The following is a 24749-nucleotide window of genomic DNA, read 5'->3' as shown; positions in this document are numbered from 1 at the left end:
GGCCGGGCGACGGCCGCGGAGGACAACGGCCGCCTCGTCCTGATGTCCCCGGCGGGGTCGCGCTCGCGGGGCGGCCGCCGGCCGCGGCGGCGGCGGCGGCGCCGGGAAGGGGCCGCGCGCTCACCTGCCAGGTCCGCTCCCCGCCGAGGTGTTCGTCGAGCTCGCCGAGCGCAGGATCTCCCGCGTGGGGAAGCGCCGGCAGTGACGGAGCGGAGAGGCGTCGGTCCAGGGGACGAGGGCGCCACCCTCGTTGTCACCTGCACCGACGGCACGACGTGGTCTCGTCGGGCCAGGCGGGTTGTCGCCCTGCGGGCCGCCGGCACCCGGCTGCCAGAGGCGCGCCGCGAATGGCATCGTCCAGGGCATACGCTCCACAGGAACACCCGCGCTGAAGCTTTCTCGGAGGCGCCGGCTTCGCTGCGTCGAGCGCGTGCAGCTCCCCGGCGCGCGGCTGACCCGAGCCGATGGAAACGGCGCTCGCCTAGGTATCTTCGCGGCCGATCCCGGCTGTATGCGCCGAGGCGAGCGCCGCGCACACGGGACCCCTCCGCTCCAGCGTCTCGCCGGGTGTGAGACCGTTTTCACCTCATGCTCGCGCCGAGTGTCTAGCCATCCGGGCGCACCTTCGTGTAAGAAGGCATGATGGTGCTCATCTCACTTACTTCGCAGATTTCTAAGATCCCGGGGTGCGATACCAGGAACCCGCGGCATCAGGAGCAAGACGCCGGGCGAGGCCGCGCCGCGGGCGCTCTCCCAATGCCACGATAGTTTTGCAGGCGAGCAGTAGTCTTCATAAAGCCGTATACAAGAGCGTTTCGAGATGTTATCTTAAACTTTGCCACTACTCGACCTTGAGGCTGGGACCCAGCACCGAAAGGGGGACCATCATGGTGTTTTCCTGTGCACGAATCCTTGCGCTTCTCGCATTTCCTCTGATGGCCGTTGCCTGCGTTGGCGCAGAGATCGACGAAGAATCGGAAGAGCTGGTCGGGGAGGACCAGAGCGCGGTCACGAGCGAGAACGGCAACCTGCCGAACGCGCTGGCTCCGAACGCGCTGGCTCCGAACGCGCTGGCTCCGAACGCGCTGGCTCCGAACGCGCTGGCTCCGAACGCGCTGGCTCCGAACGCGCTCGCGGCCATCAAGAGTCCGGGGCCGAGCGGCGTCCAGTCGAGAGAGTTCATGCGCTACCTCGTGAGCTGTGCGCTGCGCCCGGACCAGACGTTCTCGTTCTCCTGGACCGACAGCAGCGGGGTCGTCCGCCCGGAGGTGTACCGGGGCGAGCTCGGGATGGCGCACTGGTGGGCGACCGGTGGCATCGCGAACGATACCTATGTACAGCGTCAGATCACGTCCTGCATCGCCGCGCGGACGAACTGGTACGGCACTCATGTGATGATCTCCCTGCGCAACACGGAGTCATCGATGTCCTCGTCGCCTGCGGAGCGCGCGACCTATACGGTGAGAGAGGGGGCGTTCTGGGGAAACCTGTTCGTTTCGACGCCCTACGTGCGGGCCTGCTACTCGCCATCAGGCGTGGCGCGCGCGCGCCAGCTGCAGCGCGACTGTGCGGCAGGCCACCTCAGCGTCGACCCCGCGACCGGGGCCACGACCGTTCAGCAGTGCGGTCCCATGACGATCGTGGGCTCATGCGATGCGGTGTGCAACAGGGTGGACCCTGTTGCCGGCTTCTATGCCGGCTGTCTCGAGAACCCCGCCACCTCGCCGTGGGTACGCACGGACGTGGTGGTCACGTCGTTCTTGACCCCGTAGGGTAGTGAATGCGTTCGGAAGCCCTGCCAGGCGAAGAGACGGAACGCGCGGCCTTGAAGGTCGGGCGCTGCCCGGCCTGCGGACGGCGGAACCATGGATCGTGCCCCGAGTGCGCGCCGTCTGAGCGGCGGCTGCCCGGCGAGTCGAGCCCCCCGGACATCACCGCGGTCGTCCCGGTGTCGCTGCCGCGGTTCGCCGGCTACTGGACCCGCAGGGTGCTGGGGCAGGGCGGCTTCGGGTTCGTCTTCGAGGCCGAGCCCGAGGACGGCGGGCCGCCAGTCGCCATCAAGCTCGCGCGCGCCGACCGCCGCGGCGCGGGCGCGCAGCTCCGGCGCGAGATCGAGGCGCTCTCGGCCGTGGGCGCCCCCCACGCCCCGGCCGTGCACGCCTCGGGCACGCTGGACGACGGCTCTCCGTACGCGGTCCTCGAGCGCATCGCGGCGCCCACGCTCGCCGCGCGCCTCTCGTCGCGCCCTGCTCCGCGGGTGGAGGAGGCCGCGCGGCTCGGGCTCGCGACGCTCGCGGCCCTGGAGGCGGTGCACGCGCGGGGCTACGTGCACTGCGACCTGAAGCCCGAGAACCTCTTCGTCGATGGCGCGGGGCAGGCGACGATCATCGACTTCGGCATCGCCCGGGTGGTGGGCCGCCTCGGCGACGCGCCGGACGACGACCTGGGGATCGGGACGGCGGAGTACATGGCGCCCGAGCAGTCGGCGGGACGGGCAGACCTGGACGCGCGCGCGGACATCTACGCGATGGGCGTGATCCTGTACGAGCTGTTCGCGGGGCGGCCGCCGTTCTGGGGGCCCCGCGCGGCGGTGCTCGAGGATCACAGGAGCAGGCGTCCCCCGCGCCTCTCGGCGCGCGTGGCCGTGCCCACGGCGGTCGAGGGGGTGGTGCACCGCTGTCTGGCGAAGGACCGGAGCGAGCGGTTCGCGAGCGCCGCCGAGCTCCGCGAGGCGCTGGAGCGCGCGCTCGGGGACGAGCTCGCGCCGAGCCAGCGCGAGGGGCCGCGCTCGGTGGCGGGCACCGAGCGCCGCGCCGTGGGGCTCCTGTTCTTCGAGGGCGCGGCCGATCGGATGGCCGTGCAGCGCCGGATTCGGGCGCTCGGCGGCGAGCTCGCGCACGCCTCCGGCTCGCGCTACGCGGCCGTCTTCGGTCACGGCGGCGCGACGAACCCCGCGCGGCACGCGCAGCGCGCGGCCGACGAGCTGCTGCGAGGAGGGCTGTGCACGCGGGTGATGATCGACCTGTCGCCCGTGTCGGTGCAGGTCCGGCCGGACGGCGTGCGGCGCTTCTTGAGCCCGCTCTTCTCGCGCCCGGATCGGTGGCCGTCGGCCGCCGGCCCGCTGGGGCCGTTCCTCTCGCCCGCGGCCGCGGCCGCGCTCCCTGAAGCGCTCGCCGCCGCGCCGGCGGACGATGCGGACCGCGGGGCGGGGCAAAAGCCCGACGACGAGGCGGGGGAGACGACGAGCCCCGGCGCGTTCGTCGGCCGCCGCGACACGCTCACTCAGCTCGTGCGCAGCGCCGAGGACGCGCTGCGCCTGCGGCAGCCCACGGTCGTGTCCGTGATCGGCGAGCCGGGGTATGGCAAGACCCGCCTCTTCGCCGAGCTCAGCAAGGCGCTCCAGGCGCGCCTGCCGCACGCCCGCCTGATCGATCTGCGCGGGCAGGAGCCCACGGCCCGCATCGAGGACGCGACGCTGCACGAGCTGGTACGTGGGGCGCTCGGCGCGCCCGACGCGCCCCCGGAGAGCGGCCCGCGCGCCGCGCTCGTGGGGTGGCTCGGCCCTGATTCCGGCGAGGAACTGGGGCTGGCCATGGCGCTCGGCTGGGTGGACGAGCGGGTGGATGACGGCACGACCTTCCCCGAGCTCAAGGCGCTCAAGGCCGCGCCGGGCGCGCTGCGCTCGGCGCGCGTGCGGGCAGCGGGCGAGTGCCTGCGCCGGCGCGCGGCCTCCGAGCCCCTCGTCATCATCCTCGACGACGCGCAGTTCGCGCACGACGCGACGCTCGCCGCGCTCGAGTACGCGGCGCTCGCGGACGCGGCCGCGCCGCTGTGGGTCTGCGCGATGGGGCGCCCCGCCTTCGAGGCGGCGCACCCCGCCTGGGGCGAGCGGGCGGCGCGCCGCGAGACCGTGCGGCTCGGGCCGCTCGATCCGGAGAGCGCGCGGGCGCTGTGCCGGCGCCTGCTGCTGCCGGCGCGCGACGTGCCAGAGTCGGCGATCGAGCGGCTGCTGGAGCGCTCGCAGGGGGTGCCCCTGCTGCTCGTGGAGCTCGTGCACGGGCTGAAGCGCGAGGGGATCCTGCGACGGCACCCGCGGGGCGACGCGTGGTACCTGGCGACCGATGAGCTCGAGCGGATGCCCGCGCTGCCGCTCATCGATCCGCTGGCGCAGGGCGAGATCGCGGCGCTCGGGGCGGCGCTCGGAGCGCACGCGCGGCTCATCGCGCTGCTCGGCTCCGAGGTGTCGCACGACGAGATCGCGGGCGTGCTGCGCCACCTGGACCAGCGCGGCGAGGGCGACGCCTTCCCGCTCGACGCGCGCGTCGGGACCGAGCGGCTGCTCCAGGCGGGCGTGCTGGTCGCCGACCGAAAGCGGCTCGGCTTCCGGCACGCGCTCGTGCGGGAGGCGATCGTGCGGGGGGTCGACGAGGACGAGCGGCGGCGGATCCATCTGGCCGCGTACGAGCACCACCGCGAGGCGGCCCACGAGAGCCCGGAGCAGAGGCGGTTCAAGATCGCGTTTCACGCGGCCGAGGCGGGGCTCGCGGGCATCGCGGAGGAGACCTACCTGGAGCTGGCCGAGCGGGCGCGGGCGCGGCACGCCTACGTCGAGGCGGAGCTCTACTACAGCCGCGCGCTCGCGCAGCCGGTCGAGGAGCGCAGCGCGCGGCGGAGGGCGGCGTGCCGGGGCCGGGGTTTGATGCGCTACCGGCTCGGGCGCTATCACGACGCGCTCGTCGACCTCGGGGGCGCGCGCGCGATGGCGGTCGAGGCGCGCGACGTGACCGAGCAGATCGAGATCCTGCTCGACGAGGCGACGGCGCTCGACTGGATGGATGAGTACGGGCGATCGAAGGAGCGGGTAGAGGAGGCAAAGGCGCTCGTGACGAGCGAGCTGCCGCCGGCGCTCGCGGCGCGCCTCTCGATGGCGGTGGCGCGCTCGCTGCTCCGCGAGAGCCGCGCGGAGGAGTCGGCGCTGCAGTTCGAGACGGCCGTGGCGCAGGCCGAGGCCGTGGGCGACGAGTGCTACGAGACGCTGGTCGTGTCCCTGCTCCTCCTGGGCTTCATCTATCCGGGGCTGGGGAGGCTGGACGACGCAGGGGCGGTGCTGGATCGGACCATCCGGATGTGCGAGTCGCGCGGCGATCTCCTGCACCTCGGGCCGGCCATCAACAGCCGGGCGCTCCTGCGCGCGTGCCTCGGGGACCCCGAGGGGATGATCCTGGACCTGTGCCGCCTGCTCACCATCTCGCGCGAGCTGGGGCTGGGCATGCTGGAGCTCGTCGGGGAGTTCAACCTCGGCGAGTATCTCTACCTGATGGGCAACCTGGAGACGGCGATGCTGCACGTCGAGCGGGCCGTGGCGCTGGAGCGCCATCAGCGGGGCGAGGAGTCGCGGCCGGTCGTGGAGCTCCTCCTCTCGCGGCTGCTGCTCTACAAGGGCGACGAGCGCGGGGCACGGGGGATCATCGAAGCGATCCGGAGCCGGCAGGCGAAGGCCGCCGCGGAGGGGCGAGCGGGCATGGAGATGGCCCCCCTGGAAGAGGTGCAGTGGTCGATGATCGACCTGGCGACGCGGGAGGCGAGCGAGGAGGCGTGGGACGAGCTCGAGGAGCGGTCGGCGCGCTTCTCCGTGGGGCAGGAGCAGATCGAGGTGATCGAGGCGCGGGCGCGCGCCCTCTCCCGGCGCGGTCGCCACGTCGAGGCGCGGGCGGCGCTCGAGCGGGCGATCGAGGTGGCCGGGAGGATCCCCAACGTGATGCGGGAGCGGCTCGAGCGGCAGCGGGGCGCCTAGCGCGCCGGTCAGGCAAACAGGACTCGTTCATGAAGAGCACCGACGAGAAGGCGCGCAAGCCGCGCGCGAACGCGAAGAAGGGGCCGTCCGCCGGGGCGGCACGCCACGAGGGAGCCGGAGACGCCGTCGCGGTCGTCGCGCGGGGCAGCTCGCAGACGGACCCGGCCGTCATCGCGTTCCTGCGCGAGCTGGAGCATCCGCTGAAGGAGGAGATCGAGGCCCTCCGTCAGATCATCCTCGGCGTGAGCCCCGAGATCCGTGAGGAGATCAAATGGAACGCGCCGAGCTTCCGCACGACGGAGCACTTCGCGACGTTCAACTTGCGCACGAAGGACCGCGTCCGGATCATTCTCCACACCGGAGCCAAGGTGAAGGGCACCGCGACGAAGGGCGTCGAGATCGCGGACCCAGCGGGCTTGCTGGAGTGGCTCGCCAAGGACCGATGTCTCGTGACGTTCAGCGATGCAAACGAGATCCGAGAAAAGCGGGCGGCGCTGGAGACGGTCTTGCGCGCGTGGATCCGCTTGATGTAACTCCGGCGCGGAAGCTATTGGCGTGCCCGCGCAGGTCGTGCGGCGACGCTCGGCGCAGGCGCTGACGGGCGGAGTCCTCGCTCGACGGCAAGGATGACGGGGCTCGTTTTCGATAACGGATCTCGAGTTCGCGTCATGCTCCCCTGGCGGGGGGATGCGCTCGCCGCTAGGTGGCGCGGGCGACGTCGTGCGGGGCATCGAACACCTCGCGGACCTCCGCCGCCGTGCCGTCGCCCGCCACGCGGAGGAAGCGTTCGCCCAGCTCGACCGCCGCCTGCCTGGACGCCACGTCGACCAGCACGAACCCGGCGACGAGCTCCTTGGCCTCGGCAAAGGGGCCATCGGTCACGCTGACCTTGCCCCCGGAACACCGAAGGCGCGCGCCGGACGAGCTCGGCTTTAGACCTTCGGTCGCGATCAGCACGCCGTCGTTCTTGAGCTCTTCGATGAACTGCCCCATCTCCGGTAGCGCCATGCACGCAGGGGCGGCAGCCTCGGTGTCCGCATCGGCCTTGAACATGATCATGAAGCGCATGGTCCGTGTCTCCTCAGTGAGGTGCGCCGGGGACGAGCGACCGGCAGCCTACAACGGGCTCGACCACGGATTCAATGCCATGAATCAGGGGACCCGACCCGGGTTGGCGACCTGACCTGCGTTGGGCCTGGGGGACCCGACCTGGACCAGAGCGCCGCCACGAACCGGGGAATCACCTGTCCGCCACGCCCCACGCCTCCGCGAGCGCGCGGATACGCGCATGCTCCGGCACGCCTTCGAGGAAGCTGCGGCGCAGAGAGGCTGACTCGATGGCATCCGCCTCGGCGCGCAGCTCATTGAAGGCGTTGGCGAGCGCTGCCCTGGCCGCGACCTCGTCACCGCAGGCGTCGAGCGCCTCGGCCCAGGCGAGGTGCACGAGCGCTTCATCCTCCTCGAGGCCTCCGACGCGCGTCACGATCTCGAGCGCTGCACGCGCCGCTGCGAGCGCCTCGAGGGCGAGCCCCTCTCGGAGCAGGGCGTGGGCGAGGATGGCTTGCGCGATGGACTCTGTTGCGGGGTACGCCCGCGTTTCATCGATCGCAGTGGTCGCCTGCGCGCACGCCTGTGCGAGATCCCCGAGCTCGAGCAGCGCTTGCGCGAGCAGCACTCGGGCTTGGCCCATTTGCCTGCCATTGCCGAACGATCGCGCGTCCTCGATGACCCGGGCTGCCGTCGTCCTGGCCGCGGCGCACTGCCCCCGCGCCACGTCGATATGCCCTAGATAGATGCTGGCCGCATTGATCACATAGGGAAGGTCGAGCTGGATCGCGGCGCGCTTCGCCTCCTTGAGCGTCGACTCTGCCGCTTCGTAAGCACCGAGCCGCCTCTGCGCCACGCCGAGAGCCATGCGCGTCAGGCATGCGTCTCGCAGCGCGCCATCGCGCTCGTAGGCCTCCCATGCAGCCTCCATGAAGCGAAGGGCGAGCTCGGGTCGGCGGGGCGGAAAGCACGCTGCAGCGCTCTTCGTCAGGTAAATGTGCCCAGCCAGGCCGGGCTCCAGATGCTCGGGCTGCACTCCAGCCATGACGCGCTCGAGGGCTACCGCCGTGGCGTGGCGCCCGAGGTCCCGCAGCGACACGATGGTGCTGTACCACGCGAGGAGGAAATCCCGGTCGAGCGCCGCGTCCTTCCGGTCGAGCGGCAGCGACGACGCCACCGCCTCGAGCTGCTCCACCTTCCCGAGCGCCCCGCTCGCCCAGGCGAGCATCGCCAGCGCGGCGTAGGGAGCCTTGCCCTCGGCGGGCGCCAGGGCCACCGCCGCCTTCGCCGCGCGCTCCGCCTCGGCGAACGCACCCCGCCAGTTGTGCACGGTCGCCGCGAGCGCGTGGAGTCGCCCGGCGGCCTCCTCTTCCGGCGCGCAGGCGAACGCCCGTTCCACCCGCGCGAGCGCACCGTCGAGATCGCTCGCCTCCAGCGCCTGTTCTGCCGCGCGCTCGTAGTACCGAGCTGCCGCCGCGAGCGCTTCGCCGCGCTCGAAGTGCTCCGCCAGCACCAGCGCGTCGCGCTCGCCGGCCTCCTCCAGCCATGCGCCGGCGAGCCGGTGGCCGAGCCGTCGATCGACTTCGGTTAACATGCTGTAGGCCGCCTCGCGCACGAGCCCGTGCCGGAAGGCGAACTCCTCGTCGCTGGCGAACCGTGGTTCGGGGCGCCGCACGATCCATTCGCGTCGCTCCAGACTCGCGAGCCGCGCGCCGAGCGCAGCGCCTTCCGCCTGTCCGAGCCCTAGCAGGTGCGCCGCGGCGCCCTGCCAGAACACCTCGCCGAGCACGCTTCCAGCGCGCAGCAGCCGCCGCTCCTCGGCGTCGAGATCCTTGAACCGCGCCTGCACCATGGCCAGCACCGTCTCCGGCGCTTCGCGCGCGTCTCGGCCCTCGACGGTTGCGCGCACGAGCTCCTCCACGAAGAACGGATTGCCCGCGGCGCGCCGGACGATCTCCGCCACGTGTTCGTCGTCCGGACGATCGCCCAGTGCCACCCTCACCATCCGCTCGCAGGCCCGGCGGGGCAGCTCGCCAAGCCCGATCTCCATCGTGCTCCGTTCGGCCCAGAGGGAGGGGAAGGTCGCCCGGATCTCCGGCCGCGCGAGGGCCAGCACCATCAGCGCCCGCTCCCCGAGCAGGCGCAGCGCCGCGTCGACGCACTGCACGGTCGGGAGGTCCCCCCAGTGCAGGTCCTCCAGCACGAGCACCACCGGGCCTGCTCGGCACTCGGCGTCGACGAAGTCCACCCACGCCCGGCGGACCTGGTCGCCCATGAGCAGCGGATCGCGCCGCGCCGCGCGGAGCTGTACGCGCGCCTCATCCGGGAAGGGTGTGCCGGCCATCTCGCCCAGGAACTCGGTCACCCGCTCCCGGAGGGGCGGCTGCACGTGCCGGGCCACGCGCGCGGCGAGCTGCTCGCGGCGGCGATCGAGGGGCTCGCCGTCGACGAGGTGCGCTGCGCGGCGCACCACCTGTCCGAGCAGGTCGAGGGGGGCCCCCACGCGCGCCGGATCCGCCTGCGCGACCCAGATCGTGACCGGCTCGGCGCGGGCCCTGAGGCGCCGCACGAACTCCAGGCGCAGGCGCGACTTGCCCATCCCCGCTGCCCCCGTGACGAGCGCCGCCCGCGCGCAGGGCTCGCCGGCGCACTCGTCGAACAGGTCCTCCAGGGCGCGCAGCTCCCGGTCGCGCCCCACGAACGGGGTGGGCTTGCCGAGCAGCGTGCGCGCCACGTCGAACGGGTCACGCTCCCCGAGGACCGCGTGCGCCCGAGGCCCCCGCGCGATCTCGAATCCCGGCCCGAGGAGGCTGGCCGTGACAGCATCGACGAGCACCGGGGCCTGCGCTCCCGTCGCGGTGTTGCCATCGCCGGGCGGACCAGCGTCGAAATCGACGAGCTGCGCGGACGCGCGGTCGATGATCGGGCCAACAGGCTGCCCACCTTCCAGCGAATCCCAGCCGGTCGCGACAGCCAGGCGGGCACCAGGCAACAGCTTCCGCAGCGCGAGACCACAGCGTACGGCACGCGCGGCGAGATCGGTCGGCGGCGCTGCGTCGATGAGGATCGCGGCGAACCCGCCGTCCTGCAGCGGCTCGAGGCGACCGCCGTGCTCTGCCGCCGCGCGGCGCAGGTCGGGCACGAGCGGCGTCGGCCCTGTCGGCATCACAGCCTTCCGGCGCGCGTCGAGCGTGGCGATCTCGGCGCACCCCGCGGAGGTCGTGGCGGGCAGGGTCGGGGCCTCCCCCCTCGCCAGGACCACGCTGACGAGCCCTCGTTCGCGGCGCGTCAGCGCGGGTGCAGGCAGCACGGCGACAGCCGGATCGGGCGAGCGCACGGCGAGCGCGCTCGCCGCCACGGCCGCGTTCTCCGGCCGGCCTTCGCGATCCTTGGTCATCAGCCACGCCGTGAGCAGGTCGACGGTCTCGGGCACCTCGGCGCGCAGCGTGCTCGGCCGGGGCGCGTCCTCGAAGAGCACCTTCACGAGCACTGCGAACGTGTGCTCGGCCCAGAAGGGTTGCTGGCCGGTGAGGCATTCGAACAGGAGGCACCCGAGCGCGTACACATCCGCGCGCGCGTCGATGTCCAGCTCGCCGCGAGCCTGCTCGGGTGCCATGTAGGCCGGCGTGCCGAGGGCCACGCCGGGCTCGGTGAGCCCGCCGGTCACCGCCGCGTCGCGCGCGATCCCGAAATCGAGGATCTTCACCTGGTCGAGCCGGCCGCCCTGCAGGAACAGGTTTGCCGGCTTGAGATCTCGGTGGATCACGCCATGCGCATGGACCAGCGCCAGGGCCTCGGCCACGCGGTGGACGAGGGCGAGCCCCTCGTCGACGTCGAGCGGCCCGCGGGCGAGCCTCGCGGCGAGGTCCTCGCCCTCGAGCCACTCCATGGCGAGGTAGTGCTGCCCCTGGTCAGAGACGCCGTGGGCGACGTGGCGGGGGATCGCCCGGTGCCGCAGCTCGGCCAGGAGCCGCGCCTCCCGCTGGAAGCGCGCGACGAGCTGCGCGTCCGAGCTCCTCAGGACCTTGAGCGCGACCAGCGCTCCGTCCTGGCGATCCCGCGCTCGGTAGACGTCGCCCATGCCACCGCTGCCGGCGATTCGCTCGGGCTCGAACCGGCCGCCGACGAGTTTCTGCGGACCCGCGCTGTGCACACCTGGATAGTAACGCTGCCGCCGTCCGGCACACATGGTGAGATTTGAGGCACGTGATGACGACGCGGCGCCTCATCTTCTTGAACGAGCCGAGCGAGCTCATCGTACAAATGCGCTATGACCACCGCGCTATCGCTCAAGGGTCTCGACTGCGGACTGCCGGACTCTCGCGAAGTAAACTTCAGAACGATACCGGCAGCGCGGCAGGCCCGCGCACGATGAGGCTCGGCCTTATCTGGATCGCCTCCGGCGCCACCTCGAGCGCCAGGTTCGGCATCCGGCGGAGTATCGTGCCGATGGCGATCTGCCCCTCGAGCCGCGCGAGCGGCGCGCCCAGGCAGTAATGGACACCCAGGCCGAACGCGATATGCCGGTTCGGCTCGCGCGCGAGGTCGAGCGTCTCCGGCGACGGCGTGAGCTCCGGGTCGCGGTTCGCCGACCCGAGCACGACGACGACCACGTCCCCCTTCGGGATCACCGCGCCCCCGAGCTCCACGTCCTCCCTCGCGAACCGGAACGTCGCCGTCTCGACCGGGCTGTCGTAGCGCAGCAGCTCCTCGATCGCCGACCTCATGAGCGACGGGTCCGCCCGCAGCTTCTCTTTCTCGGCAGGGTGCGTGAGCAGCGCGAGGATGCCGTTCGCGATGAGGTTCACCGTCGTCTCGTGCCCCGCGACGAGCAGCAGGAACACCATCGAGAGCAGCTCCCTCTCGTCGAGCTTGCCGGCGCCCTCCTCCTCCACATGAACGAGCGCGCTCAGCAGATCCTCCCTCGGAGCCCTGCGCCGCTCTTCCACCATGGCGAGGAGGTAGTCCTTGAACTCCTTGATCATCCCCCCCATGCGCTCGACCCTCTCCCGGGTTGGCACCCCGCCGACGATCGCGTCCGACCAGGCCCGGATCCGGTGCCTGTCCTCGACGGGGACGCCCAGCATCTCGGCGATGACGATGATGGGCAGCGGGAACGCGTAGTCGGCGACGACGTCCATCTCCCCTCGCTCCTGCACGTCGTCCAGGAGGCTGTCGGCGATGGCCTGGATACGGCCCCGCAGCCCCTCGACCAGACGCGGCGTGAACGCCTTGTTCACGATCGCCCGGAGCCGCGTGTGGTCCGGCGGATCCATGTTGAGCATGTGCCGCTCGAGCAGCATGCGCTCCTTGTCCATGCCGAACAGGTCCACCCCGATGGCTCTCCAGTCCTTCACGAGGCGCTCGTCCTTCAGCGCGGCCACGCAGTCCTCGTAGCGGGTGACGAGCCAGAGGACCCGCCCGTCCGGCAGCGTCGTCCGGTGCACGGGCTCCTCCGCTCGGAGGCGGGCATAGATGGAGTACGCGTTCGACTTGAACTCAGGGCTCGCGAGGTTCACCGGATCGATCGTGGGCATGGCACCTTTCCTTTCTGGCGTTCTCGGCGGTCTACGGGAACAAAGGATATATCGCCGGCGGGGGGGCGTCGGCCAGGCGATCGGAGATCTCCCCGGCGCACGCGGCCCGGCGCACGCGACCGGGCGCACGCGACCGCGCCGACGAGCACGGCTTCGCGCTCGCGCGCCTCGGAGAGCGCCTTGGGGGACCTCGCATCGCACCTGCGTCGCGATCAGCCTGAGCGAGCGCAACAAGGCGAGCGGCGCCCCTGGCGCGGCCGATCAGAGCTGCCCGTACTCACGGATCCGGTCGCGCTCTTCTCCATCGTCTTCCTTGTCGGGCTCCAGATCGACCACGATTCCAATGCGCGATTCGACGTAGGCCGTCCAGATGGTTCCATGCGTTGGAACGCTGGTCCGAGCGTTCATCTCCGTGAGAGACAGGAGCCCATTCATGTTTTGTTCGAATATTCTTATGTCCCTGAACCGTAATCCGCACGTGAAGCCGAGCTGGACGTTGAGATTGAGGGAATACACGTCCCCGCCGAGGAAGAGATCGACGTGCGTGGTCCGGACAAGGGTCCCCTGCGGCCTCAAGGTCGTGGTGAACATGGGAAGAACGGCCCCGATCAGTTTGTAGAGTTGAAGGCTCGTGGATGCGCTAGCCCGGAACGCTCCGACTTCAAACGTGGAATGGATGCCCAATTTCTTGTCTTCGATCGTCGACACGCTCTCCTTGCCTACCCCAACGCCTATGAAATACCCGATGTTGAGCTCTTGGGTGGGGCTCGCGGTCTGTCCAAAGCTCGCCATGACTGTATGGACGGCTCCCGGAGCAGTTCCGCCGTCATAAGCGACTCCGAGCCTTGCAAGATGAGGGAGCTTTGTCTGAACAATGCCGTCGAGGTAGATTCCATCCCAGTGGAATTTCTCTGGGGTCCGTCGCTCTTGCGCTGATGCCAGAGCGGCAAGGGAGAATCGCAGTCGATCGTGCTGCTGCCGAGTATCGCCTTGTACGCGTTGAAATGTCTTCTGAAGTTCGTGCAGTTGCTGGTGGCCAGCGTGTGCACATGCGTCGCCGCCGTTGCGATGGTGCATTGCCTCGAAAGCTCTGGCTCGGGTGAAGGTGTGGGCTTGTCTTCGTTGGTGTGGGGCTTTGCCTCTCTCTTCTGAAGATGCTGATCGCGACGCTGGAGGGTCTGTTCACAGCTGGCCAACCGTTCTTGGGTGGCGCTCAGAGTCGACCGAAGAACGGGATCGTCCTTGCTGCCGACGTCGTGGTGCGATCGAGGTCGGTCGTCGCTCTCTGTCGAGATTCTTCCCAGAATGTATGCCGCCGCGAGCGCGGCGACGGCGATGGCCCCAGATCCAAGCCATGTTGTCGGTGTCGGTGAGGTTCCCATTCGTCGAATGTTGCAAGGTGGGGATGGTCGTCGTCTGAGGTGCAATTGGTGTGATGAAGATGGATCTCCAGGGCTCTGCAAGTTAGTAGTAGCAGGGATCCTTCTTGGTTGGCGTTATTCCAACCATTCGGGGTTCGATGGTTAGGCTGGCGCCGCTGCTGGGGGGTAGTGACGCGCGCCATTCATTGCAGTTCTTTGTGCCTGGGATATCCAGGAAGCGTTGTTGTAGCGGCGTCGTTCTCCCGCAGCCGATTGGCTGAGGGTATCCGGGTCCCTGTACACACAGCGCCTGGCACGTGGGGGATGGATCCATGCACGTCGGTGCTGGTGGTTCGTCGAAGATCGTGCATCCGGTTTGGGATAGCACCGCCACGGAAATGATATGAGCGAGGCCGGGACAGCTTGTCCTTGAACGACGAAGTGTTGCGGTCATCGGCTCTTGCTCTCATGGGTATCTGGTAGGGTCTCGCGTTTCCCCAAGAAGGAGCCGGGAGGATACAGGAAAGGCTGTCGTTCTTCGATGAATCCGTGCACACGGTCGCGGCCGGGCGTCGCGAGCGAGCGCGTCGAGCCCGCCGAGGCACACGCGCGATGTCCAGGACGTCGCGAGCAAGCGATGACTCGCGCGGCCGGTCGCGGACGAACTCGCTTCGCTTCCAGAGGATCGACGGGGGGCCGAATGATGCGTGCGGTTCACGTCGCGAATGCTCGTTGGCAGCGCACCCGGACACTGGCGCGTAGCCACCCCTCGGACGTCTGGTGTCGGTGATCCTCGCGTCCCGCGCTCGATCGGTGAAGACCGCGGCCACGTGATCGCCGGCGTTCACCGCTCACCGCTGGCACCTACCCCGATCTGGCCCGCGCTCGCCTCCTCGGCGTCCATTGCCGCCCAGCCTCGTTGATGCTCCAGCCCCTCGCGTCGAGCATGCTGCGTGATGGTGAGGAGCTGGACGCCGCCGAGGGGGTGCCAAGCCGAGGCTCACCATCCGGCGGACGATGGACAGCGATCTTCAGGTGATCACGATCCCGGAGGGGACGATCATAGGCGCGCTGCCGCGCGGCCCGATGGCCGGTCCAGCCGCCGGGGCGCCGGTACGCGCGCCGGCGCGCGCGCGAGCGCTATCCGCTCCTGAGCCAGCCCTGCTGCAGAGCGTAGCGGACGGTGTCCGCGCGGCTCTTCAGGCCGAGCTTTTCCATCGCCCGCACCTTGTAGGTCTCGACCGTGCGCGCGCTCAGGTCGAGCCGGGCGGCGATCTCCTTGATGGCGTGTCCCTCGGCGACCAGCCGGATCACCTCGGTCTCGCGCTCGCTCAGATCGGCGCCCGCGCCGGCCTCCCCGGTCGTCCGGCCGGCGACCGTCGACAGGACGTGCGCCGCCATGGCCGGGTCGAGGTACACGCCCCCCTCGGCCACGGCGTGGATGGCGCGGACCAGGTCCGCGGCCCTCGCCATCTTGATCACGTACCCCGAGGCCCCGGCCTGCAGGACCGGTTGCACGTTCGTCTTGTCCTCGTAGCCCGTCAGGGCCACCACCTGGACCGCCGGGCGCGCCTTCTTGATGCGCGCCGTCGCCTCCGCTCCGCCGAGCTTCGGCATGGAGATGTCCATCAGCACGACGTCCGGCTCTAGCTGCGTGACGGCCTCGACCGCCGAGAGCCCGTCCGCCGCCTCGCCGACGACGGTCATGTCAGGTTGCGCGTCGATCAACGCCTTCAGCCCGTCGCGCACGATCGGGTGATCGTCGACCACGAAGATGCGGAGCTTGGTCATGCGCTTTCTCCATCCGGGCCGGCCGCTCGCCAGCACGCGAGCCCCTGGAGCGGAGTGTGGAATGCGTGTGTCGGGCCAGCCTCCGAGATCACGGGCGCCACCCTAGCACAGTCTCGCCGCTGCCCGCGCAGGGCGGAGCCCTGGGCACGGGCCCCCCTGCCCGTGGACCACGCATTACGTCAGGAGGTCAATCCGTGCCGGTCCCGTCTCCTGCTCCGCGACGGCGCCCTGCTCTCCCCGCGGCGCCTTCGCCTCCTCGCGCGGCCTCTGCATTGCGGCGAACAGCCCGAGCCCGGCGACCGTCGCGCCGGCGACCCCGATCAGCGGGAAATACTCCAGCCAGGCCGGCCCGCCGCCGTCGTGCCGCGGCCACGCGATGTTGGCGATGAGCGCGGCCCCCCACGCCACGGCCGCCACGTTCAGCGCGAGCCCGGCGCGCCCGAGCGAGAACACCCCGGCCGCGGCCCCGGAGCGGCCCGGCCACCCGCGCAGCCGGCGGGCGAGCATGCCCGCCGTCACGAGCAGGTACGACAGGTTCACGAGGAGCACGGCCGTCTCGGTGATGAGCACGAAGAGCTGCGCCTCGCCGTAGTTCACGACGAGCATGCCGCACGCGAGCGCGCCCACCACGATGGCCGGGGCGACGGGCGTCTTCGTGCGCGCCGACACGCGCGACAGGGCGGGCGCGCACGGGAGCGCGCCGTCCCGCGCCATCGAGAAGGCCAGGCGCGAGGCGCCGGTCTGGATCGCCAGCGTGCAGACGCACACGGCCAGCGCCACGTCGACCAGGAACACCTTGCCCAGCGTCGGGCCGAGCGCGCTGACGACCACGTGGGCCAGGCCCTCCGTGGCGAGGCGCCCGTCCGTGAGGCTCGGCGCCGCCATGAGCGCCGCCAGGATGAGCAGCGCGCCGCCGATCCCGGACGCCACGATCGCCTTCAGGATCGCCCGCGGGATGATCCGCCGCGGGTTCTGGGTCTCCTCGGCCAGCGCCCCCGCCGAGTCGAAGCCGTACAGCACGTACGCCGGCATGAGCGCGGCCGCGAGCAGCCCGGCCGCCCCCGTGCCCAGCGACGACGGCGGGCCGTAGACGGGCTCGAGCACCACGCCCGGACCCCGCACCGCGTGAAGGAACAGCGCCGCGATCAGCAGGACGACGCCGCCGAGCTCCGCCATCACACCGATGTCGTTGACGCAGGCCATGGCCTTCACCCCGGCCATGTTGATCGCCGTGGTCAGCACGATGAGCCCCGCGCCGAGCAGCACCGCGTTCGCGGCGCCGTCGCGCGACGTGAGCGACGGGTCGCCTCCAAGGAACTGGAACCCGCTCCAGACGCTCGGCAAGATCGCCTGGAGCCTCGCCCGATCCGAAGTTCGCGCGGGCGAGGCGCTGGACGCGCTCGAACGCCGCCGGGAGCTCCGCCGGCCCGTCGCAGCGGGCCATGCCGATGCCGCCGCCGCCCGCGCTCGCCTTGAGCAGCACGGGGTAGCCGATCGCCTGGGCCTCGGCCGCGGCGTGGTCCGCGTCGCGCAGCACGCCGGTGCCCGGCAGGAGCGGCGCGCCCGCCTCGACGGCGAGCTGCCGCGCCCGGTGCTTGCTCCCGAACGCCTCCATCTGGGCCGGCGTCGGCCCGATGAACACGACGCCCGCGCCCTCCACCGCGCGGGCGAAGTCATCGGATTCGCTCATGAATCCGTAGCCCGGGTGCACGGCGTCGGCGCCGGCGCGGCGGGCGGCGTCGACCACGGCGTCGATGCGCAGGTAGCTCTCGGCGGGCGTCTGTCCGCCGAGGCGGACGGCGTGGTCGGCGAGGCGCACGTGGAGCGCGGCGCGGTCGGCGTCGGAGAACACGGCGGCCGACGCGACGCCGAGGCGCCGGAGGGTGCGGAGGATCCGGCACGCGATCTCGCCGCGGTTGGCGACGAGGACGCGCCGGAACGGCGGGGCGGCGGCCGCGCTCATGGCCGCACCACCACCGCGCGGATCGGCGTCGGGTTGAAGGCGCTGCAGGGGTTGTTGATCTGCGGGCAGTTCGAGACGAGCAGCAGCAGATCGAGCTCGGCCCTGAGGTCGACGTGCTTCCCGGGCGCGGACAGGCCGTCGACGATGCCGAGGGTGCCGTCGGCCTCGACGGGCACGTTCATGAACCAGTTGATGTTGCCGACGAGGTCGCGCTTGCCGAGGCCGTACGGCGCCGCGGCCATGAGGAAGTTCTCGACGCAGGCGTGCTGGTGCCTGGTGTGGTGGCCGTAGCGGACGGTGTTCGACTCGCACGAGCAGGCGCCGCCCGAGGTGTCGTGGCGGCCGCAGGTGTCGCCGGTGATCGTCATCATCACGCGGCCGCGGTTCGAGCGGAGCTGCGCGCCGGTGGTGAGGAAGATGTTGCGCTGGGCGACGATCGTGTCCGCGGCGCTGTAGCGCTCGGCGGTGTCGGCGAGCACGTAGGCGAGGAAGTCGACGGCCTGGTTGCCCTCGAGGTCGATGACGCGCAGGACCTCGCCGGCGCGGACGACCTTGGCCCACGGCGCGCGCGCCGGGACGACCTCGTCGGAGACGACGGAGCCGGCCAGGCCGGCGAGGGCGGGGTCGCGCAGGGCGGCGACCGGCTTGTTGTAGCTGGCGGTGGGGACGGCGGGGATCATCGGGCACCTCCGTTGCGGAGGCCGAGGGCGAGCTCCTCGGCGGTGTTCTCGAAGGCGCGGCGCGCCTCTGGCGTGGCGTTGCGCACGGGGTCGTCGACGGCGGCGGGGCGGCCGCGCCAGGCGGTGAGGCGGACCTTGCCGGCGCGGTAGTCGGGGCGCGGGTCGAGCCGGTGCGGCGCGACGGCGACGCTGACGAGGACGTCCTGCTCGGCGCGGAGGAGCACGTGGGCGCCGGGCCGGGACGCGTCGGGGAGGAAGGTGATGGCGCCGTCGGCCTCGATGCGGACGCCCTTGAAGAGGTTGATGTCGACGACGCTGCCTTCCTGAGCGCGCGCGTGCTCGCGCGCGGCGTACGTTGTGGCCGTTTCAGACATCGCCCGCCTCACTTTCGATATAGAATCGAAATTGATGGGCGAACTATCCGGGGGCCGGGTTTCCGGTCGGTTTCCCGGGGGTAAAATGCAAGGTGCGCGCGTTTTTCCCCGGCCGCGCGGGCGCGGTGATGGGCCGCGTCGGGGGCGGCGGGCTGATCGAGACAGCCGCCGAGACACCAGAAATGCCAAGGACGCCAGGACAGGAAATTTCTTGTCTTCAGCGCTCGCTGGCGTCCTTGGCGTCGTGGCGGTTTGTATTATTCCCGTCCGAGCGCCGCGCCGGCGCGGATGGCGTAAGGTCGCGAGCGCGCGATGGATGAACGCGACGGCGCGACTGCCAGCCTGGAAGATGATGAAGACAGAGATGTCCCCTCGGAAGATCGATGGACGGCGGAGCGCCGAAGAGGGGCAGAGCGCCGAGGAGGGGCAGAGCGCCGAGGAGGGGCAGAGCGGCGGGGGCAGGCCGCGCCGCATGGGCCGGCCGCGCAAGAAGCCGCAGCGGAGCGCGCTCGCGCCGCGCGAGCAGATCCTGGAGGTGGCGGGCCGGCTGTTCGCGCAGCGCGGTGTCGTCGACGTATCGATGCTCGAGATCGCCGAGACCGCCGGGCTGCGGCAGTCGTCGCTGTACTACTGGTTCCGGCGCAAGGAGCTGATCGTCGCGGAGATCTTGCAGCAGGTGAACCGGCTGCCGCTCTCGTACGCGCAGCGGCTCGCGGCGGGCGGCGAGGCGGCGGACGTGCAGCTCTGGCGGTTCGTGCGCTTCGACGTGCAGACGGTGTGCGGCTTCCCGCTGGAGATCACGGAGGTCCACCGCTTCAGCGAGCGGGATCCGGCGGCGTTCGCGACGTACTGGGCCGAGCGGCGCGCGCTGACCGAGGCCGTGGCGGCGATGGTGGGGCGCGGGGTGGGGGAGGGGACGTTCCGCGAGGTGGACGCCTACCTGTGCGCGCTGACGGTGCTGGCCCAGGACGAGAGCGTGCAGAACTGGTATCGACCCGAGGGGGCAGGGCGCGTCCACCCGCTCGCCGCCAGCGATGGCGCCGCGCTCGGGTACCGGCCGGAGCAGATCGCGGAGCTCGTCGCGGACCAGACGGTCGGCGGCCTGCTGGCGCGGCCGTCGAGGCTCGCGGCGCTGCGGCAGATGGCGTCTGGAGAAGAGGGCTGTTGACCCTGAGGCACCCCCTCAAATTCATCGGAAAAATTCACAGGGAGACGGGGAGGGAAATCTTATACTCCCTGTCTCCCCGCCTTCCTGTTCAATCAACGATCGGCGCGACTGCCGCATGACGCTGGCGGTCGGGCTCGGGTATGATGGTGGCATGATGGCCTCGATTCGCTCCACCGTACCCTCCTGCGCCGCGATCGGCGCGCTATGCATCCCACTTTTTCTCTGTCACTGCACCGGACCAAGCTCGGAGGCATGGGATGCCACCAGCGCTGGTCAGGGGGGAGCCACCTCGGGGGGAGGCGGCGGCAGCGCGACGGCCGGGAGCTCGAGCGGGGGAAGCGTATCCGTCGCGACGAGCTCGTCCTCTTCGACGTCTTCCACGTCGGCGGGTATGGGCGGCTCCGGGACGGGCGGGATGGGCGGCATGCCGGTGTTCGAGCCCAGCTTCATCCTGGGCGCTGATATCTCCAGCGTCCAGGAGGCGGTCGATGACGGCGCGACGTACACGGACACGGACGGAAACGAAAAAGGGATGCTCGAGCTGCTGAAGAATCATGGATTCAACTACATCCGGCTCCGGACGTTCGTGGACCCAGGCGCTACCTACGGATACGCCTTCGGCACCGGCGGCGATTGCGCGAAGGATGAGACCTATTGCGACAAGGACCACACGATCGAGTTCGGCAAGCAGATCAAGGCCGCCGGCATGGGGTTCCTGCTCGACTTCCATTACAGCGACACCTGGGCCGATCCTGGCAAACAGATCATCCCCGAGGCCTGGCGGGACGCCCGATCGATCGACGAGCTGACGGGCCTCCTGAAGGCCTACACCAAGGACGTCGTAGGCGCGCTCGTCAGCGCGGGCGCGCGCCCGGACATGGTGCAGATCGGCAACGAGATCACGCCGGGCATGCTCATCCATGTGCCGTCCGCGAGCACCGACTGCTGGGGCAACGATTCGGTCGTCAATCCGGGAGGCCTCACCGGGCGAGCGACGAACCAGAACTGGGACAACCTGGCCGCGCTGCTCAAGGCAGGCATCGACGGGGTCAAGGAGGTCGATGACACCATCAAGATCATGCTGCACGTCGAGAACACCGAGGACGTCAACGGCGTCACGTGGTGGGTCGACAGCGCAAAGACGCGAGGCGTCTCGTTCGATGTCCTCGGGCTCTCCTGTTATACGGCATTTCAGGGTGAGCCTGGAGTATGGGAGAACACGTTCAATACCCTGGCCGAGACCTTCCCGGATCTGTCGTTCGCGATCGCGGAGTACAACCCGGAACGCACGAAGGCCAATCAGATCATGCGCGACCTGCCGGACGGCCGAGGGCTCGGGACGTTCTTCTGGGAGCCGACGCAGAGCGGCTCATGGGGCTCGTCCCTCTTCACGTCGCAGGGCGGCACGTACAGGGCCAACAGCGACGACTTCGCGGAGTTCGACGCGATCAAGGCGAGCTTCGGCCTGTAGCAGGGTGGTGACGCTCCGTCTGGCCACGGACAGCCAGACGTCTGGCCACGGACAGCCAGACGTCTGGCCACGGACAGCCAGACGTCTGGCCGTACCAGGCGGGCGGAGACATGGCCGCGGTGCACAGCGCGCCTGTCAGCTCGGCTTGCTTCAGGCTGCCTGATCTCCGTTTCACCAGGGCCGCTCAGGTTGCCTGTCATTCCGTGGACCTCATCCTGAGGAACACACGCCGCGGCGCTTGCAGCATGCGCTGAAGACCGACAGAAGATCGCGATGCCCATCGGCGATCCCTGGCCTGTCGGTCGAACCCGACGGCCCGAAGGAGAGACGTGCTGAAGGCGACGCCGGAGCGTCCTGGCAGCGGGCTCGACCGCGGGGCGGCGAGCCCTCTCCTGCCCGAGACCTTTCCGGCGGACGACTGCCGCGAGGGCGGGCAGGTCGCGGGCGAGCTTCGGTTGAAGGCGGCCCTCCTGGATCAGGTCAGCGAGGCGGCCTTCGCCTGGGAGCTCGGCGGCACGGGCGGGATCGTGTACTTCGGCCCTGGAGCCGAGCGGCTCTACGGCTTCTCGGCGCGCGACGCCATCGGGCGGTCGAGCCACGAGCTCCTGTCCGCCGTGTTCCCGGTGCCGCGCGCGCACATCATGGGGGCGCTCGAGCGCGAAGGCCGCTGGGCGGGCGAGCTCCAGCACACGGCCCGCGACGGCCGGAAGATCCTGCTCGAGAGCCGGATGCGGCTCGTCGAGGGGATCGACCGTCGGCCGCTCGTCCTGGAGACGGGTCGCGACATCACCGTCCGCCGGCGCGCCCAGGAGGGGCTGCGCAAGGGCGAGGAGCGGCTGCGGCTGGCCCTCGCGGGCGGCCAGCTCGGCATCTGGGAGTGGGACGTGCCGAGCGGACACGTCTTCTGGTCGCGTGAGGCGTTCGAGCTCGTCGGCGTCAGCGAGGCGCAGCTCGGCAGCAGCGTGGACGGCTTCATGCGGCTGCTGCACCCCGACGACAGGGACGCTGTCTGGGCGCAGGTCGAGAGCACGCTGCGCGGCGAGACGGACTACTCCTGCGAGTTCCGCATCCTCGACGCCAGCGGGCGCGAGCGCTGGGTCTATAGCCGCGGGCTGGTGCAGCGGGATCGCGACGGGCGGCCGCTCCGGATGACTGGCGTGCTCGGGGACATCACCTCCCGGAAGCGCGCGGAGCTGGCCTTGCGCGAGAGCGAGGCGCGCTTCCGCAACATGGCGGATCACTCTCCCGTCATGATCTGGGTCACGGGCTCCGACGGGGCCTGCACGTACACCAACCGGGCCTGGCTGGACTTCACGGGGCAGCCCGAGCCGGCCGCCCTCGGCCTTGGCTGGCTCGATGCGGTCCACCCCGAGGATCGGCCGGCGGCGGCGGAGGCCTTCGTGGAGGCCAGCGCGCGGGGCGAGGCCTACAGGAGGGATTTCCGCGTGCGGCGCGCCGACGGCGCCTACCGCTGGTGCGTCGACTCGGCCTCTCCGCGGCTCGGCCCGCGGGGCGAGTACCTCGGCTACATCGGCTCGATCATCGACTTCACCGAGCGAAAGAACGCGGAGCTCCTGCTGCAAGAGAGCGAGGAGCGGCTCCGCCGCGCCGTGATGGCGGCCCCGTTCCCCATGATGATTCACGCCGAGGACGGGCAGATCATCATCGTGAACCGCGCGTGGCTCGACCTCAGCGGGTACACCCGCGAGCAGCTCCCCACCATCGACGCGTGGACCGCGAGGGCCCACGGCTCGCGGCTGCGGGCCGCCCGCACCGCGATCGCGGCCGTCTATGGGCTGGAGGGCAGGCCGATCGAGAACGAGTTCAACGTCACCACGGCGAGCGGCGCCCAGCGCACGTGGGTGTTCAGCGGCGCGCCGCTGGGGAGGGACGCGGCGGGCAGGCGGCTCGTGATCAGCGCCGCCCACGACATCACGGAGAGGAAGCGGAGCGACGACGCGCTCCGCGAGAGCGAGGCGCGGTTCCGGGAGCTGGCCGACGCGATGCCGCAGGTCGTGTGGACGGCCGGCCCCGACGGCAGCATCGACTACGGCAACCGCCAGTGGCGCGAGCGCACCGGCACGAAGGAGGGCGCGACCCTCGGTGAGGGCTGGGTCTCCTTCCTGCACGACGACGATCGCGAGAGGTGCCTGGCCGCGTGGCACCGAGCGGTCGTGACCGGCGAGCCCTACGAGATCGAATACCGATTCGGGGGCGCCGCCGGGAGCGAGCACCGCTGGTACCTGTGCCGCGCCGTGCCCGTCCGCGGGCCGGAGGGCGACATCGTGCGGTGGTATGGCACCTGCACGGATATCCACGATCAGAAATGCGCGGAGGCGTCGCTGAAGGAGGCAGACCAGCGCAAGGACGAGTTCCTGGCGATGCTCGCGCACGAGCTGCGCAATCCGCTCGGGCCCATCCGCAACGCGGTCGAGATCCTGCGGCGCGTCGCCGGGCAGCTACCGGCGCTCACGCGGGCGTGCGGCGTGATCGATCGGCAGGTGTCGCACATGGCGCGGCTCGTGGACGACCTGCTCGACGTCTCGCGCGTGGCGCGCGGGAGGATCCCGCTGCGCAAGGAGCGCTGCGACCTGGCGAGGCTGCTCCGGCAGACCGCCGAGGACTACCGCAGCACGCTCGAGGCGAGCGGCCTGTCGCTCGATCTGGAGCTGCCGGACGGGCCGGTCTGGGTCTCTGGCGATCCCACCCGACTCTCGCAGGCGGTCAGCAACGTGCTGCACAACGCCAACAAGTTCACCGACGCCGGCGGCCGGGTGACGGTCATGCTCTCGACCACGTCGGAGGGCGCCGCGGCCATCCGTATCCGCGACACCGGCATCGGCATGGATCCGGCGATGCTGGCGCGCATGTTCGAGCCGTTCAGCCAGGCCGACCGGAGCCTGGACCGCGGCCAGGGCGGGCTCGGTCTGGGGCTGGCGCTCGTGCAGGGCCTGGTCGAGCTCCACGGCGGCGCGGTCTCGGCCGAGAGCGCCGGCGTCGGTCGAGGGACGGAGGTCGTCCTCCGCCTTCCGCTCTCGGGTGGGCCGGAATCGTCCCCGGAGCGCGCCGCGCCGCCGCACGGCGTCGACCCGAGGTCGCTGCGCATCCTGATCATCGAGGACAACGAGGACGCGGCCGAGACGTTGCAGGCGCTCCTCTCCATGGACGGCTATCGGGTGGAGGTCGCCCTGTCCGGCCGCGCCGGTGTGGAAGCGGCCCGCGCGTTCCGGCCGGAGGTCGTCCTGTGCGATATCGGTCTGCCCGGCGGCATGGATGGATACGGGGTGGCGCGGGCCTTGAAAGAGCTGAAAGAGAGCGCGAAGGAGAGCGCGGGCGTCTCGCCCTCGCTGATGATCGCGCTGACGGGCTATGGCCAGGAGGCGGATCGGCGGCGGGTGCGGGAGGCTGGCTTCGACATGCACCTGATCAAGCCGATCGAGCCGAGCTCTCTGCAGGAGATCCTGGCCACGTTCACGATGCAGGCGTGAGCGCGGTCGTCGCGCAGCCAGCCGCTTGCGACGTGCATGCGCCAGCGCGCGAGGTAGCGCGCCGGCGGCACCCCG

16 protein-coding genes and 1 pseudogene are annotated in these 24749 nt (G+C 70.8%); 7 read left to right on the top strand and 10 right to left on the bottom strand.

Translation table 11 applies throughout. The annotated features are described in order from the left end of the window. Window positions 1-935: 935 nt before the first annotated feature. The 3 genes from WME76_RS22250 to WME76_RS22240 are packed head-to-tail and all read left to right on the top strand — an operon-like array spanning window position 936 to window position 6327. Window positions 936-1772 (top strand): hypothetical protein, encoded by an 837-nt coding sequence (locus tag WME76_RS22250; protein WP_437954298.1) that lies wholly within the window; start codon window positions 936-938, stop codon window positions 1770-1772. A gap of 8 nt (window positions 1773-1780) precedes the next feature. Beyond that, the gene (locus WME76_RS22245; protein ID WP_437954297.1) at window positions 1781-5794 is read left to right on the top strand and encodes a serine/threonine-protein kinase; all 4014 of its coding nucleotides are present in this window, start codon (window positions 1781-1783) and stop codon (window positions 5792-5794) included. Window positions 5795-5823: 29 nt separating this feature from the next. Beyond that, window positions 5824-6327 (top strand): DUF1801 domain-containing protein, encoded by a 504-nt coding sequence (locus WME76_RS22240; protein ID WP_437954296.1) that lies wholly within the window; start codon window positions 5824-5826, stop codon window positions 6325-6327. 166 nt (window positions 6328-6493) lie between these two features. Here WME76_RS22240 and WME76_RS22235 read toward each other — a convergent pair whose 3' ends face one another. The 4 genes from WME76_RS22235 to WME76_RS22220 form a co-directional block, all read right to left on the bottom strand. Further along, window positions 6494-6862: a YciI family protein gene (locus tag WME76_RS22235; RefSeq protein WP_437954295.1), complete on the bottom strand. Its 369-nt coding sequence runs from the start codon at window positions 6860-6862 to the stop codon at window positions 6494-6496. A 172-nt stretch (window positions 6863-7034) separates the two neighbouring features. Continuing rightward, window positions 7035-10994, bottom strand: a complete 3960-nt coding sequence (locus WME76_RS22230) for a protein kinase domain-containing protein (protein WP_437954294.1) — start codon at window positions 10992-10994, stop codon at window positions 7035-7037. A 181-nt stretch (window positions 10995-11175) separates the two neighbouring features. Then, window positions 11176-12378 carry a cytochrome P450 family protein gene (locus WME76_RS22225; RefSeq protein ID WP_437954293.1) on the bottom strand — a complete coding sequence of 401 codons (1203 nt, stop codon included), beginning with the start codon at window positions 12376-12378 and terminating at the stop codon, window positions 11176-11178. Window positions 12379-12639: 261 nt separating this feature from the next. Further along, on the bottom strand, window positions 12640-13170 hold the full coding sequence (locus tag WME76_RS22220; RefSeq protein ID WP_437954292.1) for a hypothetical protein: 531 nt from the start codon (window positions 13168-13170) through the stop codon (window positions 12640-12642). Window positions 13171-13347: 177 nt separating this feature from the next. Between WME76_RS22220 and WME76_RS22215 the strand changes: the two genes are divergently transcribed. After that, a complete protein-coding gene (locus tag WME76_RS22215; protein ID WP_437954291.1) occupies window positions 13348-13530 on the top strand; it encodes a hypothetical protein in 183 nt (60 codons plus the stop codon). Between the two features lie 1349 nt (window positions 13531-14879). On the opposite strand, the gene WME76_RS22210 is transcribed toward WME76_RS22215, so the two are convergent. The 5 genes and pseudogenes from WME76_RS22210 to WME76_RS22190 form a co-directional block, all read right to left on the bottom strand. Beyond that, a complete protein-coding gene (locus WME76_RS22210; RefSeq protein ID WP_437954290.1) occupies window positions 14880-15530 on the bottom strand; it encodes a response regulator transcription factor in 651 nt (216 codons plus the stop codon). A gap of 174 nt (window positions 15531-15704) precedes the next feature. Continuing rightward, a complete protein-coding gene (locus WME76_RS22205) occupies window positions 15705-16874 on the bottom strand; it encodes an APC family permease (protein WP_437954289.1) in 1170 nt (389 codons plus the stop codon). A gap of 16 nt (window positions 16875-16890) precedes the next feature. Beyond that, window positions 16891-17493: pseudogene (locus tag WME76_RS22200) on the bottom strand (biotin carboxylase N-terminal domain-containing protein); the annotation flags it as partial. Further along, entirely contained in the window at window positions 17490-18173 is a 684-nt protein-coding gene (locus tag WME76_RS22195; RefSeq protein ID WP_437954288.1) for an urea amidolyase associated protein UAAP2, read from the bottom strand. The pseudogene WME76_RS22200 and the gene WME76_RS22195, both read right to left, overlap by 4 nt. Further along, window positions 18170-18547, bottom strand: a complete 378-nt coding sequence (locus tag WME76_RS22190) for a DUF1989 domain-containing protein (protein ID WP_437954287.1) — start codon at window positions 18545-18547, stop codon at window positions 18170-18172. Before WME76_RS22190 ends, WME76_RS22195 begins: the two co-directional genes overlap by 4 nt. A gap of 364 nt (window positions 18548-18911) precedes the next feature. Between WME76_RS22190 and WME76_RS22185 the strand changes: the two genes are divergently transcribed. Further along, window positions 18912-19715 (top strand): TetR/AcrR family transcriptional regulator, encoded by an 804-nt coding sequence (locus WME76_RS22185; protein WP_437954286.1) that lies wholly within the window; start codon window positions 18912-18914, stop codon window positions 19713-19715. A gap of 273 nt (window positions 19716-19988) precedes the next feature. Here the strand turns inward: WME76_RS22185 and WME76_RS22180 are convergent, their stop codons facing one another. Next, window positions 19989-20165 (bottom strand): hypothetical protein, encoded by a 177-nt coding sequence (locus tag WME76_RS22180; protein ID WP_437954285.1) that lies wholly within the window; start codon window positions 20163-20165, stop codon window positions 19989-19991. On the opposite strand from WME76_RS22180, the gene WME76_RS22175 reads away from it, so the two are divergent. Both WME76_RS22175 and WME76_RS22170 read left to right on the top strand, forming a co-directional pair. Then, the gene (locus tag WME76_RS22175) at window positions 20140-21186 is read left to right on the top strand and encodes a glycosyl hydrolase 53 family protein (RefSeq protein WP_437954284.1); all 1047 of its coding nucleotides are present in this window, start codon (window positions 20140-20142) and stop codon (window positions 21184-21186) included. The genes WME76_RS22180 and WME76_RS22175 overlap by 26 nt on opposite strands. Before the next feature lie 329 nt (window positions 21187-21515). Next, window positions 21516-24674, top strand: a complete 3159-nt coding sequence (locus WME76_RS22170) for a hybrid sensor histidine kinase/response regulator (protein WP_437954283.1) — start codon at window positions 21516-21518, stop codon at window positions 24672-24674. Window positions 24675-24749 lie beyond the last annotated feature (75 nt).

It is taken from the genome of Sorangium sp. So ce119 (genome assembly GCF_051524405.1).
GTDB classification, from domain to species: Bacteria; Myxococcota_A; Polyangia; order Polyangiales; family Polyangiaceae; genus Sorangium; species Sorangium cellulosum_G.
Note: the sequence above shows the minus strand (reverse complement) of the source record. Positions and strands in the feature narration are given on the sequence as shown.